The sequence below is a fragment of the Sphingobium trunci genome (assembly GCF_022664535.1).
In the GTDB taxonomy this organism is placed as follows: Bacteria; Pseudomonadota; Alphaproteobacteria; order Sphingomonadales; family Sphingomonadaceae; genus Sphingobium.
In genome coordinates this window covers 376,703-389,261 of sequence record NZ_JAKUJY010000001.1, presented here as the reverse complement: position 1 = coordinate 389,261, position 12,559 = coordinate 376,703, and the positions used below count along the sequence as shown (strand labels likewise).

Here is a 12,559-nt window from a genome sequence, read left to right as displayed (position 1 = left end):
TTATGGTTGCATAAATCAGGCCCGCACTTCCGCACCGATTCCCGCGCTGTTGTGCCGCAAAGCGGTGAGGACGGTATGGACGATGGCGTCGGCATCGAGCCTTGCGTCGGCATATTGCTTTTCGGGCTTGTCCTGGTCCTGGAAGATATCGGGCAGGCGCATGGTCCGCAGTTTCAGGCCGTTGTCGATCAGCCCCAGGTCGCTCGCCAGCGTGAGGACATGCGCGCCAAGGCCGCCAATGGCGCCTTCCTCGATGGTGACGGCAACCTCATGGGTGGTGAGGAGGCGGCGGATCATCGCCTCGTCCAGCGGCTTGGCGAAGCGCAGGTCGGCGACAGTGGTGGACAGTCCCTTCGCCTCCAGCGCATCGGCCGCCTTCAACGCTTCCTCCAGCCGGGTGCCCAGCGACAGGATCGCCACCTGCCGCCCCTCGCGCACGATCCGGCCCTTGCCGATCTCCAGCCGCTCCGGGGTTTGGGGCAGGGCGACCCCCGTGCCGTTGCCGCGCGGATAGCGCACCGCGATCGGCCCGCTGTCATGGACCGCGCAGGTGTGGACCATGTGCACCAGTTCCGCCTCGTCGGCAGCGGCCATGACCACGAAATGGGGCAGGGTGGCCAGATAGGTGACGTCGAAGCTGCCCGCATGGGTGGCGCCGTCCGCGCCGACCAGGCCCGCCCGGTCGATGGCGAAGCGCACCGGCAGATTCTGGATCGCGACGTCATGCACCACCTGGTCATAGGCGCGCTGCAGGAAGGTCGAATAGATTGCGCAGAAGGGCCGCATCCCCTGCGCCGCCAGCCCCGCGGCGAAGGTCACGGCATGCTGTTCGGCAATGCCGACGTCGAAGCAGCGATCGGGAAAGGCGGTGGCGAACTTGTCCAGCCCCGTGCCTGAAGGCATGGCGGCGGTGATCGCGCAGATGCGGGGATCGCGCTGTGCCTCGGCGATCAGGGCCTGCGCGAACACGCCGGTATAGCTGGGCGGTCCCGGAGGCGCCTTGGCCTGCGCGCCGGTGATGACGTCGAACTTCTGCACGCCATGATATTTGTCCGCCGCCGCTTCGGCCGGGGCATAGCCCTTGCCCTTCTGCGTCACGACATGGATCAGGCACGGCCCCTCGGCCGCATCGCGGACATTTTCCAGCACCGGGATCAGCTGGTCGAGATTATGCCCGTCGACCGGACCGACATAGTAGAAGCCCAGTTCCTCGAACAGCGTGCCCCCCATCGCCATGCCGCGCGCGAACTCGTCGGTCTTGCGCGCCGCGATATGCAGCGGGCGGGGCAGCCTGCGGGCCAGGCGCTTGGCGAGATCGCGCAGGCCCAGGAACTCGCGGCTCGACACCAGCCGCGCGAGATAGGCCGAGAGGCCGCCCACGGGCGGCGCGATCGACATGTCATTGTCGTTGAGGATGACGATCAGCCGGTTGCCCGCTTCCCGCGCATTGTTCATCGCCTCATAGGCCATGCCGGCCGACATGGAGCCGTCGCCGATCACCGCGATCGCCTTGCCCGGCCTGCCGGTCATCCTGTTCGCCACGGCAAAGCCCAAGGCCGCGCTGATCGAGGTCGAGCTGTGCGCCGCGCCGAACGGGTCATATTCGCTCTCGGAGCGCTTGGTGAAGCCGGAAAGGCCACCGCCCTGCCGCAACGTGCGGATGCGGTCCCGCCGCCCGGTCAGCACCTTGTGCGGATAGCATTGGTGCCCGACATCCCACACCAGCCTGTCGGTCGGCGTGTCGAACACATAATGAAGCGCCGTCGTCAACTCCACAACGCCAAGCCCGGAGCCCAGATGACCGCCCGTTACCCCCACGGCGGAGATCACCTCCTGCCGCAGTTCATCGGCCAGTTGGCGAAGCTGTTCGGGTTGCAGCTTGCGCAGGTCATCAGGCCAGACGACCTGATCGAGCAGCGGGGTGGAAGGGCGATCATTCATGAAAGACATAGACTCCCTGATGCGCTAGGCCGTTCCAAGACGAAGCGCAACGTCTGCATCATGCCGCGCACTTGGCGCAGGTACCCAATATCTCGATGACGGGGCGTTCGGGCTGGAAACCTTCGGAGCGGGCGACGGCGCGGACCTTGTCCGTCACCTTGTCATCATCGACATGCGTCGCCTGCTTGCAGTTCCTGCACACCAGGAAGATGCAGTCGTGATGGCAGCCCGGATGCACATTGGCGATATAGGCATTGGCGCTTTCGACCCGCATGGCGATATTGTTGCTCACGAACAGGTCGAGGATGCGATAGACGCTGTTCGGCGCCACCCGCTTGCCCCGTGCCTTCGACACGGTATCGGCGATGTCGTAAGCGGAGGCAGGGGTTTCCTCCGCCGCCAGCGCGTCGAAAATGGCTGCGCGCATCGGCGTCCATTGTTCCTGGCTCGCCTCCAGCGTGGCACGGGCTGCATCGGCCAGGCTATCGCCTGACGGTTCATGATGGTCGTGTTGGTGGTGATCGGCCATAAGTGCAATCTAGGCTTGGGGAATGAAGGGAGCAAGGGGAGCGTTCAGCCCCGCCAATAAGCCCAGCCTGTCCAGAGCCAGCCCGCAATCATCAGGCTTCCCCCGATCGGAGTTACAGCGCCCAGCCATTTGGGTGCGCCCAGGGCCATGGCATAGAGGGTGAAGGCAAAGATCGCCGCGCCGGCCAGCAGCAGTGCGGCCTGGCCGCGCGCGACACCCATGATTGCCAGCGCCGCTACCGCATGGATCAACTGATAGATTCCGCCGGTGCGCAGCCACTCCGCCGCCTGCGGGCTGCTTGCCCCATGCGCGCCGAAAGCGCCTGCAGCAATCGCCAGAGCGGCCGACAGCGCCGCCAGAACCCCGATCATGCCTCTTCCTCCCCATCGCCCCGCGCCATCAGCCGCATGCGCCTGCCGGGTCGATACATCAGTTCTTTGGCTGCGAGCAAATTGCCATGCTCGATCTGAACCGCCATCCGCTGCTCGTCATTCTGGCGATATTGGCGCTCGACCTCCTCGACCTCCTCATGCGGGACGCCCAGGGCCTGCATCGCCTGCACGCCCATGCAGATGGCGGATTCGAACACTTCGCGGACCACGGCCGCGAGGTCCATGTCCTTGAGCGCCAGCAATTGCCGCCGGTCAAAGGCACGGACCAGCAGCGCCGCCTGCGGGAAAGCCTCCGCTATCGGCTCCAAGACTTTTGAGTCGAGCGACGGGTCGTCGATGCAGAAGGCGATCAGCCGCGCCTCTTCCGCACCGGAACGGCGCAGCAGGTCGACCCGCGTGCCATCGCCATAATAGACCTTCATGTCGAAGCGGCTGGACACTTCGATCTGGGAGGGCTTCTTGTCGATCAGCACCACGCCGAAGCCGTGGCCCATCAGCATCTGCGCAACGGTCTGACCGAAGCGGCCATAGCCCACGATGATCGCTGTCCCGCGGGGGGCGTCGTCGGGCTTGGGCAGGTCCAACCCTTCCTTGGGCCTCGCGAATTCCAGCCTTCGCGCGAACAGCATCAGAAAGGGCGTCGTCGCCATGGAAAAGGTGACGACGGCACTGAACAGGCTGGCGGCCTGCGGTGCGATCAGCAGGGCATTCTGAGCCTGGGTGAACAGGACGAAGCCGAATTCGCCGCCCTGGCTCAACAGCAGCCCCGCGCCGATCGCCTGATTCCGTTCCATGCCGAACAGCCGGGCAAGGCCAGTGATCAGCGCGGCCTTTGTGACGACCAGCGCTGCCGCCATGCCGATGACGAAAACGGGATAGGCAGCCACGGTGCGCAGATCGAGCACCATGCCCACTGCCAGGAAGAACAGGCCGAGCAGGATCGAGCGGAACGGCTCCACATCCGCTTCGATCTCATGCCGGTAGGGCGAGTCGGCGAGCATCACGCCCGCGACAAAGGCGCCGAGCGCGGTCGAAAGATGCAGCGCATGCATCAGCGCGGCGGCAGCCAGAACGGTGAACAGTCCGACCGCGACGAACAGTTCCCGCTCCCCCAGCCGCCCGACCAGATGCAATAGCGGGCGCAGGATGAACCGCCCGGTCAGCACAAGTCCGGCGATGGCGGCAACCGTATAGCCCGCCATGATCCATCCGGGAGGGCCGGCTGCATCCGTTGGATTGCGCGACAAGGCAGCGACTATGGTGATCAGCGGCACGATCGACAGATCCTGGAACAGCAGGATCGAAAAGACCTTTTCGCCGAAGGGTGAATTGATCCGGCCGCTGCTTTTCAGGCCCGGCAGGACCTGCGCCGTGGAGGACAGGGCCAGGGGAAGGCCGAGCGCGATCGCCGCTCCCCATGTAAATCCGGTGGTGTAGAAGATGATCGCAGTCAGCGCGCATCCGCACAACACCACCTGCGCCATACCCAGCGCAAATATGTCGCGCTTCAAACGCCAGAGCCGCGCCGGATGCAGTTCCAGCCCGACCAGGAACAGCAGCAGCACGATCCCGATCTCGGCAATGGCGAGCTTCGATTCAGCGCCGCCCACCAGATGCAGACCCTGCGGTCCGACCAGCGCGCCCGCGACCAGATAGCCCAGCACCGCGCCCAGCCCGAAGCGGCGGAACAGCATGACGAACAAAACCGCGGCGCCCAGCAGGATGACGCCTTCGGACAGGAGGACATCCGTGGCCGAAACAGGTGCGGCAGTGACGATAGCGGCCGAACCCTGCATCAGGCGTCCGCCATCCGCGCGGCCTCTGCAATGGCCTCGAAGCCCAGGCGGATCGAGGCATGGCGTGCCGGATAGCCGCGCGCAGGAGCCAGCACCGCCAGCCCCGGCCAGAAATCCAGATCGTCGCTTTCCCCCGCCAGATAGGCGGTCAGCCGATCCCGCGCCTCTGCCAGTTCATCCGCCGTCAGCCCGATCGCCTGCGCCGCCATCAGCGCGGCGGAAGCCTGCCCGAGCGCGCAGGCCTTCACGTCCAGCCCCATTTCAACGAGCCGTCCTGCCTCCATCCTGACATCCGCCGTTACCCGCGATCCGCAGGTGGGGGAGCGTTTCTCCGCGCTCGCCTGTGCGTCCGGCAGTCGCCTGTGATGGGGAATATTCGCGGCCAGCCGCAATATGTCCTTATTGTAGAGGGGGGCGTTCATTCCGATCCATGTAGGGCAGGATGCGTCCATGAGAAAGGGCGCAAGCCCATGTTTTGTCACAGCCGCGCAAGGGCGGCGATCAGGGCTACGGCAAAGGCGGGCGCGGCCATTCCCAGCCCCGCGCGCCATCGCTGCGCATGCGGCAGCGCCGGAAGGTCGCCCAGCGTCACGACCGTCGCCATACTGGCGGCCATCATGGTCCAGAGATAATAGCGCAGCTCCGACGCCACGCTGAACACCGCATAGCCAAGGCCGTAAAACAGCGCCGATCCGGCCAGCATCCAGATGATCCGCGCCGAAGCCATCCGCCGCGCCGCCAGCATCAGCCCGAAGGCAAGCGCCATCCAGACACAGGGCCAGCCCAGCGGCGTATCGGCACTCTTGACCGCCGCCCTGTCAGCGAAGTCCAGCCCGGCATTTTCCGTCACATGGAAGTTCCAGTCATTGGGTGCCGATTCCCGCTGCAACGGCCGTTCCACCTCATCATGGACCAGAAAGCGGGCATTGATGTTCCAGTGCGCCAGCCGGTGCCGCGCATAGGCGACGGGATGCCGGATGATCTGCCCGACCCAGAAGGGCATGGCGCTCACATGGCTGGCATGGAAGGCCCGCCGCACCTGCTCGAAATTGAGCGGGCAGAGGGGATCGACCCACCAGGAAAAACTGTCCCATTTGACCGGGGTGTAGCAGGACCGGACGACCTGGATCGGCTGACGGACATTGAGCGGCGGAAAGGCATCCTGCCCGGAATATTCGGTGATGCCGGCGAGATCGAAGATCACTAGTGACAGATTGACGTCACTCGATTCCGCCCCGATCGCCCGGTTCGCCAAGGGCATGGCGAGCAGCAGGAGCAGCGCCATGGCGACCGCGTTGACGGTCATGCGGAGCCGGGAGGCGAGCAGGACCGGACCCGCGGCCAGCAGCAGGATTGGCACGCCCGCCAGGAAGGCGTTGAACCGCAATGTGGCCGCAAAGAAGACCAGCAGGGCCGCGGCGATCCGCGCAATCCGGTTCCGGTTCTCCAGCGACAGCAATATGAGCGCCGTCGCAGCCATGAGGGCGCCCGCCATCAGGCAATCCTTCAGCACCTCACCCATGAGCGCTGCGGACAGGGGAAGCAGCGCACACAGGCCAAGGCCAAAGGCTACGCCCGGCCGGTTCCGCCGCAGCGCCCAGACGATCAGCCCGGCCATCCCTCCCGCATAGAGGCCCAACTGCAACAGCAGCATTGGTGCCGGTCCGGGCCAGAAGGGCAGGATGAGCCGCCAGATCGCTTCCATCATCGGCGGATGCCAGTCGTCGAACGCACCGCTCAACGCTTGGTCATATTGCCGCACCGAATCATAGGTGACGAGGCCCGGCCAATAGGAGAGCGACAGCAGTATCGCCGCAACCAGCGGCAGGAAAGCCAGGACATGGACTGGACGCATCATTCTCATGCCGGGCCTCTCATGTCAGGGCTGTTGATCGGTCGGCGCGGGATCGGTGGGCACGACGCGTGGCGGCGGCCCCGGCTGCGGTCCCGGCGTACCGGGTGCCGGGGGAGGCTGCTGATCGATCGGCAGGCGAAGCTGTCCCCCGCCGATATTGACCGTCACGCCCTGGGTATCCAGGCCAACGCTCATATTGCCGAGGCCCGCCTCGCTCGCGACATTGGCGATCGCATTGACGAGATCGCTGTCCTTCGTTTCCTCCGGCGCGTCCTCGACCGGCTCATTGATCGCGCCCGACATGAAATTGCGCCAGATACGGGCGGGCACGCCGCCACCGGCCGCGCCGCCGGGCAGGGGAGTGTTGTCGTCATTGCCGATCCACACCGCCGTCACCAGCCCGCCCGCATAGCCGACGAAGATCGCGTCCCGGCTGTCCTGCGTCGTGCCGGTCTTGCCGAAAGTGCTGGTCCGCAGCGCCGCCGCGCTTCCGGTTCCGCGATTGGCGGCGGAAGAAAGCAGGTCGCGAATCATCTGGAGTTGATCGTGGCTGAAATGCCTCTGGCGGCTCATCAGCCGCTCGAACCAGCCCTGTTCCTCCGGCGGCAGGCCATGTGCCAGCACCGGATAGGCGCCTGCCGCCACGGCAGCATAGGCTTCGGTCAATTCCACCAGGGGGATTTCCGAGGTGCCGAGCGCCAGGCTGAGATCCTCGGTCAACGGCGCGGTCACCCCCAGGTCGCGCGCGACCTTGATGACATTGTCGACGCCGACCTTCTGCGTCAGCCGTACGGCCGCGACGTTGCTCGATGCCGCAAAGGCCTGCCGCAATGTGATCCGCCCGCGATATTTACCGCCATGATTGGCCGGACGATAGGTGCCGGTGGTGATCGGCGTATCGTCGATCATGTCATCGGGCGTCATGCCCGCGCGGAAGGCGGCGAGATAGACGAACAGCTTGAAGGTCGATCCCGGCTGGCGCCTGGCCTGCACGGCCCGGTTAAAGGCGCTTTTGCCATAATCCTTGCCGCCGACCATAGCGACGACGCTGCCATCGGGTTTCATCGCTACCAGCGCGGCTTCCGCCTTGCCCAGCGGGGCGCGGCGGATGGCGGCCTCCGCCAGTCGCTGGATGCGCCAGTCGAGCGTGGTCGTGACATTCTGCGCGCCATAGACCGCGCCTGCCCGGTCGCGTGCCTGCGGCAGCACCCAGTCGGCAAAATAGGTGCCGCTGGTCGGATCGGGCGCATTCTGCACATTGAGCCGGGCGGGGGACAGGGCGTTGCGCTGCGCCTTGCTGATATAGCCGGCCTCGACCATCGCCTGCGTCACCAGCGCCGCACGCTCCTGCGCGCCTTTCAGGTTGGTGGTTGGGGCCAGGCGCGAGGGCGCCTTCAGCAGCCCCGCCAGCATGGCCGCCTGCGGGATGGTCAGCCGTTCGGGCTGGCGGTTGAAATAGTGCAGCGCCGCCGCCCGCAGGCCATAGACATTGTCGCCGAAATAGACGTTGGAGAGGTAGCGCTCCATGATCTGGTCTTTGGTCAGCCAGGCCTCCAGCCAGAAGGCGATCAGCGCCTCCCGCGCCTTGCGCCCGAAGGTCCGGTCGGCGGACAGGAACACGCCCTTGGCGAGTTGCTGGGTGATCGTGCTGCCGCCCTGCGACGATCCGTCCGACCAGAGATTATGCCATGCCGCGCGCGCGATGCCGCGCGGATCGACGCCCCAGTGGCTGTAGAAACGGCGGTCCTCGATCGCCATGAAGGCCTGCGGCACATGCTTGGGCAGGGCTGCGACCGTCACCGGCCTGTCGATGATGGCGCCCCGCCGGGCGATCAGATGACCGTCGGCCGACATCAGGCTGATGCTGGGCGGGGCGATCGGTTTCAGGGACCGGGAAAGCGGCGCCGTGACCGCCAGCCAGCCGATGATGATCATCAGCAGCGCCAGCAGCCCCGCCATGATCCATCCCGCGATTTGCATCCGCCGTTTCCAGGGGGTGGGCGGCGCGAAGGCGCTGGGAGGGCCAGCCCCGAACGCGCGCGGTGGAAGGGCATCGGGCTGAAGGTCAGGCAGAGGGTCGTTCATCGCTTCGGTCATGCTGTGTTATTTGCCTGATACAGTCAAGCATGTCCCTGTGCGGGACAATGTTTAACCAAGAATCCCATGGGCCAAATGGTAAAGAATCCGTTAACAGTCGTTGTATGAGAACTCGGCCCCTTGTCCTGACGAGCGAGTCCGCCCGCCATCCGTTTCGCCAGCGGCTGCCGCACCATGTGTTGCGGGTGTCGGAGGGGGCGACCGTCCGTGCGCCTGCGCAACCGTCGGACGACAATGACTGGAAGCTGTTCATGTTGAGCTTCGGCGCTTTCTTCACGGCCTTCTACAGCTTCATTTTCTGAACGGCGGGCCTCAGTCGCAGGCCTTGTGCAGCGTCCAGGCGATTCCTGCGCAGGGCAGGCACAGCGCCGCGACCAGAAGCAGTTGGTTCACCACCGACATTCCGGCGACGCTGAGGCTGATGGTCAGCAGCGATCCGATCACCATCGCGCCGGAATTGACGATATTGTTGGCGGCGACAGTGCGCGCCGCCTCGCATTTTTCGACCGTGGTGGTGAGGAAGGCGTAGAGCGGCACCACGAACATCCCGCCGAATGTCGCCACCAGCAGAAGGCAGACCGACAAGGGGATCGCCAGCGGATGGGAGAGAAATCCCGCGAGCGAAAGCATCCGTCCGTCGGAACCCGCCATCCAGAGATCGCACACGATATGGAAGGCGATGATGCTGATCCCCATGCCGATCACCGAAGCGGGCGCATATCTTGCCGAGACATGCCCCCCCAGGAGCCGGTTGATCGCGACCGAACCGATGGCGATGCCGATCGAAAAAATCCCCAGGAACAGGCTGGCGACCGATTTGTCGGCCGTCAGCACATTCTTCACCAGCGGCGGGAATTGGATGAACAATATGGTGCCCACCGCCCAGAAGAAGCTGATCGCCATGATGGCCAGATAGAGCCGCCGGATATGCATCGTTCCCCGGACCAGCGTGACCGCCGACCGGATGATGTGGAAATCGATCGGTTGCCGCGCCAGCAAGGATGGAGCCGCAGGCACCTTGCGGCCCGCCAGCCAGCCGATCACGGCAGTCAGGATGATGCCGACCGCCGCGGCCTGCACCGGGATGATCCCGGCCAGAATCGTTCCCGCCAGGATGGCGATATAGGTTCCGGCCTCGACCAGCCCGGTCCCGCCCAGCACTTCCTCATCCTGCAGATGCTGGGGCAGGATCGCATATTTGATCGGCCCGAAGAAGGTCGAATGTACCCCCATGGCGAACAGCGCAAGCAACAGCAGCGGAATGGCCAGGCTGTGAACGGCAATACCGCTCCAGATCAGCGCCAGCCCTGTTGCGCCCACCGTCATGATAACGATTTCCGCGGCCTTGACGATGCGGATGATGGTCGCCTTGTCCCGCTGATCGGCCAATTGTCCGGATAGCGCGGACAGCAGGAAGAAAGGCAGGATGAAGACCCCCGTCGCCAGCGCGCTGAACCAGGTTTCCGATTTTTCGTCGTTATAGACGCTATAGACGACGAACAGCACCATCGCGTTCTTGAACAGATTGTCGTTGAAGGCGCCGAGGAGCTGGGTGATGAAAAGCGGCAGAAAACGTCGCTTGGTAAGGAGCCTTAGCGAGGCTTGCATGGAGTAGGGGGTCTTCTTCGCTGTGGATTGGCGATGGGGGGTCTAGCTGTTGATGCGGGGTCTGTCCAATCCCTCCGTCCGTTGGCGCCCATGGCAACGCTTGTGCGTTGCCGCTGACTGTGGCAGTCCGCCGCCATGCTGACGCTGCCCAATTTGCTGACGCTTTCGCGCATCCTGACCGTGCCGTTGCTCGTCGCCCTGCTCTGGCCTGCGGAGGTCGGCGCGCGCTGGACCACCGGCTATATGCTGGCCTTCGGGCTTTATTGCCTGATGGGCATCACCGACTATTTCGACGGTTATCTTGCCCGCGCCCAGGGGACGGTGTCGAAACTGGGCATCTTCCTTGATCCCATTGCGGACAAGATCATGGTCGGCGCGGTGATCCTGATGCTGGCGGCGACACGCGACATTTCGGGGATGCACATCGTCGCCGCAATGATCATCCTGCTGCGCGAGATCGCGGTATCGGGCCTGCGCGAATTCCTCGCCGGACTGCAGGTTTCGGTGCCCGTATCCCGCCTTGCCAAATGGAAGACGACTTTCCAGTTGATCGCGCTGGGAGCGCTGATCCTGGCCGGAGCCGTCCCGCAATTTCCCTTCGTCCAGACCGTCGGCATAGCGACGCTCTGGGCCGCCGCGATCCTGACGCTCATCACTGGCTGGGATTATCTGCGCGTCGGCATCAAGCATATGGACTGAATGATGGCCAGTCTCACCCTCGTCTATTTCGCCTGGGTCCGCGAAGCTATCGGCCGCGATGAGGAGGTGGTGAAGCGTCCCGCGCCCGATGTCACGATCCGCGCCTTCATCGAAGGTCTGGCGGCGCAGGGCGGCGTCTATGCCGAGGCCTTCGCCCTGCCCGACAGGCTGCGCGCCGCGCTCGACCAGCGTTTCACCCCGCTCGACAGCCCGATTGGCGATGCAGGGGAATTGGCGATATTTCCGCCAGTGACGGGCGGATGAGCGCCGTTTCCATCCAGACGCAGGATTTCGATCCCGCCGCCGAACTGGCCGCGCTGGAGGCATCGGGCGGCGGCGGCGTTGCCAGCTTTACCGGCATCGTGAGGGGGGAGGGCGGTCTGATCGCCCTGGAGCTCGAACATTATCCGGCGATGACCAGCCTGCAGGTCGAACGGATTATCGAGGAAGCCAAGGCCCGCTGGCCGCTGCTGGGCGTTCGTGTCATCCATCGCCACGGCCGACTGAAACCGGGCGAGCGCATCGTGTTCGTCGGCACTGCCTCCCGCCACCGCACTGCGGCGCTTGAGGCCTGCGCTTTCCTGATCGACTGGCTGAAATCGGAAGCGCCCTTCTGGAAGAAGGAGCATTTTGCCGATCGTGCCACCTGGGTCGAGGCGCGCGCGGAGGATGATGCCAGGGCGCAGGGCTGGCGGACCTGACGATCAGGCCGCCTCGCTGACCTTCGGCACCTCCGCCGCATCCCGCAGCAGTTCGGCGAGCAGGCGAAACTCCTTCTCGCGCGGGCTGTTCTTGCGCCATACCAGTGCAATGTCCCGATGGGAACGCTCCGACCGCAGCGGCCGGGCGGTGATCTGCGTGTGATTCAATATCCCGCCCGCAATCGCCATTTCCGGCATGATCGTCATGCCAAGGCCATTGTCGACCATCTGGACAAGGGTGTGGAGCGAGGTGCCCATCATCATTGCGCTGGCCCGGATTTCCGGCCGGTTGCAGGCTGCCAGCGCATGGTCCTTCAGGCAATGCCCGTCTTCCAGCAGCAGCAGCTTGGTCTCGTCGATCATCTCCGGAGCGATCCATTCCGGCGGGTCGCGCGGATCGTCGCGAGGGAAGGCGACATAGAGCCGGTCCTGGAACAGCATCTCGCTGTCCAGTTCGCCGGTGGGGAAGGGCAATGCCAGCAGCACGCAATCGACATTGCCATGCCGCAGCGATTCAATGGCTGCCTGCGTCGTTTCCTCGCGCAGATAGAGTTTCAGCTCCGGCCGCTCCGCCCGCAGCCTGGGTAGCAGATGGGGCAACAGGAAAGGCGCGATCGTCGGAATGACGCTCATCCGCAGTTCACCCGTCAGCGGCTTGCCCGATGCCTCGGCAATGGCGGCCAGTTCCTCCGCCTCGCGCAGTACCCGGTGAGCCTTGTCCACGATCCGGTCGCCCAGCGCCGTGAAGCGCACCACGCGCCGCGTCCGCTCGACCAGCGTGATGCCGATCAGCGATTCCAGTTCGCGAATGCCGGCCGACAGGGTCGACTGGGTGACGAAGCAGCTGTCCGCCGCCTTGCCGAAATGGCCATGCTCCTTGAGCGCCACAAGATATTGCAGCTGCTTCAGCGTGGGCATGTAACTCGACATTGATCGCCTTC

Annotated in this window: 13 protein-coding genes; 4 read left to right on the top strand and 9 right to left on the bottom strand. The window is 64.8% G+C overall.

Annotation, left to right across the window (positions count from 1 at the left end):
* Positions 1-15: 15 nt before the first annotated feature.
* From dxs to MJ601_RS01730, 7 genes are read right to left on the bottom strand one after another with little or no spacing between them, the layout of a single operon-like run.
* Complete coding sequence (gene dxs, locus MJ601_RS01760) at positions 16-1,950, bottom strand: 1-deoxy-D-xylulose-5-phosphate synthase (protein WP_242122844.1); 1,935 nt, start codon at positions 1,948-1,950, stop codon at positions 16-18.
* Positions 1,951-1,999: 49 nt separating this feature from the next.
* Entirely contained in the window at positions 2,000-2,470 is a 471-nt protein-coding gene (locus MJ601_RS01755) for a Fur family transcriptional regulator (RefSeq protein WP_242122843.1), read from the bottom strand.
* A 44-nt stretch (positions 2,471-2,514) separates the two neighbouring features.
* On the bottom strand, positions 2,515-2,841 hold the full coding sequence (locus MJ601_RS01750; RefSeq protein ID WP_242122842.1) for a DUF423 domain-containing protein: 327 nt from the start codon (positions 2,839-2,841) through the stop codon (positions 2,515-2,517).
* Positions 2,838-4,658, bottom strand: a complete 1,821-nt coding sequence (locus tag MJ601_RS01745) for a monovalent cation:proton antiporter-2 (CPA2) family protein (protein WP_242122841.1) — start codon at positions 4,656-4,658, stop codon at positions 2,838-2,840. Before MJ601_RS01745 ends, MJ601_RS01750 begins: the two co-directional genes overlap by 4 nt.
* Positions 4,658-5,080: an iron-sulfur cluster assembly scaffold protein gene (locus tag MJ601_RS01740; protein WP_242122840.1), complete on the bottom strand. Its 423-nt coding sequence runs from the start codon at positions 5,078-5,080 to the stop codon at positions 4,658-4,660. The genes MJ601_RS01745 and MJ601_RS01740 overlap by 1 nt, the downstream gene beginning before the upstream one ends.
* Positions 5,081-5,136: 56 nt before the next feature.
* A complete protein-coding gene (locus MJ601_RS01735) occupies positions 5,137-6,522 on the bottom strand; it encodes a hypothetical protein (RefSeq protein ID WP_242122839.1) in 1,386 nt (461 codons plus the stop codon).
* 15 nt (positions 6,523-6,537) lie between these two features.
* Positions 6,538-8,610 carry a transglycosylase domain-containing protein gene (locus tag MJ601_RS01730; protein ID WP_242122838.1) on the bottom strand — a complete coding sequence of 691 codons (2,073 nt, stop codon included), beginning with the start codon at positions 8,608-8,610 and terminating at the stop codon, positions 6,538-6,540.
* 104 nt (positions 8,611-8,714) lie between these two features.
* On the opposite strand from MJ601_RS01730, the gene MJ601_RS01725 reads away from it, so the two are divergent.
* Entirely contained in the window at positions 8,715-8,912 is a 198-nt protein-coding gene (locus MJ601_RS01725; RefSeq protein WP_242122837.1) for a hypothetical protein, read from the top strand.
* Positions 8,913-8,922: 10 nt separating this feature from the next.
* On the opposite strand, the gene MJ601_RS01720 is transcribed toward MJ601_RS01725, so the two are convergent.
* Positions 8,923-10,218, bottom strand: a complete 1,296-nt coding sequence (locus MJ601_RS01720; RefSeq protein ID WP_242122836.1) for an MFS transporter — start codon at positions 10,216-10,218, stop codon at positions 8,923-8,925.
* Between the two features lie 135 nt (positions 10,219-10,353).
* On the opposite strand from MJ601_RS01720, the gene pgsA reads away from it, so the two are divergent.
* The 3 genes from pgsA to MJ601_RS01705 are packed head-to-tail and all read left to right on the top strand — an operon-like array spanning position 10,354 to position 11,618.
* Entirely contained in the window at positions 10,354-10,917 is a 564-nt protein-coding gene (gene pgsA, locus MJ601_RS01715; RefSeq protein WP_242122835.1) for a CDP-diacylglycerol--glycerol-3-phosphate 3-phosphatidyltransferase, read from the top strand.
* 3 nt (positions 10,918-10,920) lie between these two features.
* A complete protein-coding gene (locus tag MJ601_RS01710; RefSeq protein WP_242122930.1) occupies positions 10,921-11,181 on the top strand; it encodes a MoaD/ThiS family protein in 261 nt (86 codons plus the stop codon).
* Entirely contained in the window at positions 11,178-11,618 is a 441-nt protein-coding gene (locus MJ601_RS01705) for a molybdenum cofactor biosynthesis protein MoaE (protein WP_242122834.1), read from the top strand. The genes MJ601_RS01710 and MJ601_RS01705 overlap by 4 nt, the downstream gene beginning before the upstream one ends.
* Before the next feature lie 3 nt (positions 11,619-11,621).
* Here the strand turns inward: MJ601_RS01705 and MJ601_RS01700 are convergent, their stop codons facing one another.
* Entirely contained in the window at positions 11,622-12,548 is a 927-nt protein-coding gene (locus MJ601_RS01700) for a hydrogen peroxide-inducible genes activator (protein ID WP_242122833.1), read from the bottom strand.
* Positions 12,549-12,559 lie beyond the last annotated feature (11 nt).

Coding starts and splice junctions, on each gene's coding strand:
- dxs (WP_242122844.1), bottom strand. CDS start 1,950: ATGTCTTTCATGAATGATCGCCCTTCCACCCCGCTGCTCGATCAGGTC.
- MJ601_RS01755 (WP_242122843.1), bottom strand. CDS start 2,470: ATGGCCGATCACCACCAACACGACCATCATGAACCGTCAGGCGATAGC.
- MJ601_RS01750 (WP_242122842.1), bottom strand. CDS start 2,841: ATGATCGGGGTTCTGGCGGCGCTGTCGGCCGCTCTGGCGATTGCTGCA.
- MJ601_RS01745 (WP_242122841.1), bottom strand. CDS start 4,658: ATGCAGGGTTCGGCCGCTATCGTCACTGCCGCACCTGTTTCGGCCACG.
- MJ601_RS01740 (WP_242122840.1), bottom strand. CDS start 5,080: ATGAACGCCCCCCTCTACAATAAGGACATATTGCGGCTGGCCGCGAAT.
- MJ601_RS01735 (WP_242122839.1), bottom strand. CDS start 6,522: ATGAGAATGATGCGTCCAGTCCATGTCCTGGCTTTCCTGCCGCTGGTT.
- MJ601_RS01730 (WP_242122838.1), bottom strand. CDS start 8,610: ATGACCGAAGCGATGAACGACCCTCTGCCTGACCTTCAGCCCGATGCC.
- MJ601_RS01725 (WP_242122837.1), top strand. CDS start 8,715: ATGAGAACTCGGCCCCTTGTCCTGACGAGCGAGTCCGCCCGCCATCCG.
- MJ601_RS01720 (WP_242122836.1), bottom strand. CDS start 10,218: ATGCAAGCCTCGCTAAGGCTCCTTACCAAGCGACGTTTTCTGCCGCTT.
- pgsA (WP_242122835.1), top strand. CDS start 10,354: ATGCTGACGCTGCCCAATTTGCTGACGCTTTCGCGCATCCTGACCGTG.
- MJ601_RS01710 (WP_242122930.1), top strand. CDS start 10,921: ATGGCCAGTCTCACCCTCGTCTATTTCGCCTGGGTCCGCGAAGCTATC.
- MJ601_RS01705 (WP_242122834.1), top strand. CDS start 11,178: ATGAGCGCCGTTTCCATCCAGACGCAGGATTTCGATCCCGCCGCCGAA.
- MJ601_RS01700 (WP_242122833.1), bottom strand. CDS start 12,548: ATGTCGAGTTACATGCCCACGCTGAAGCAGCTGCAATATCTTGTGGCG.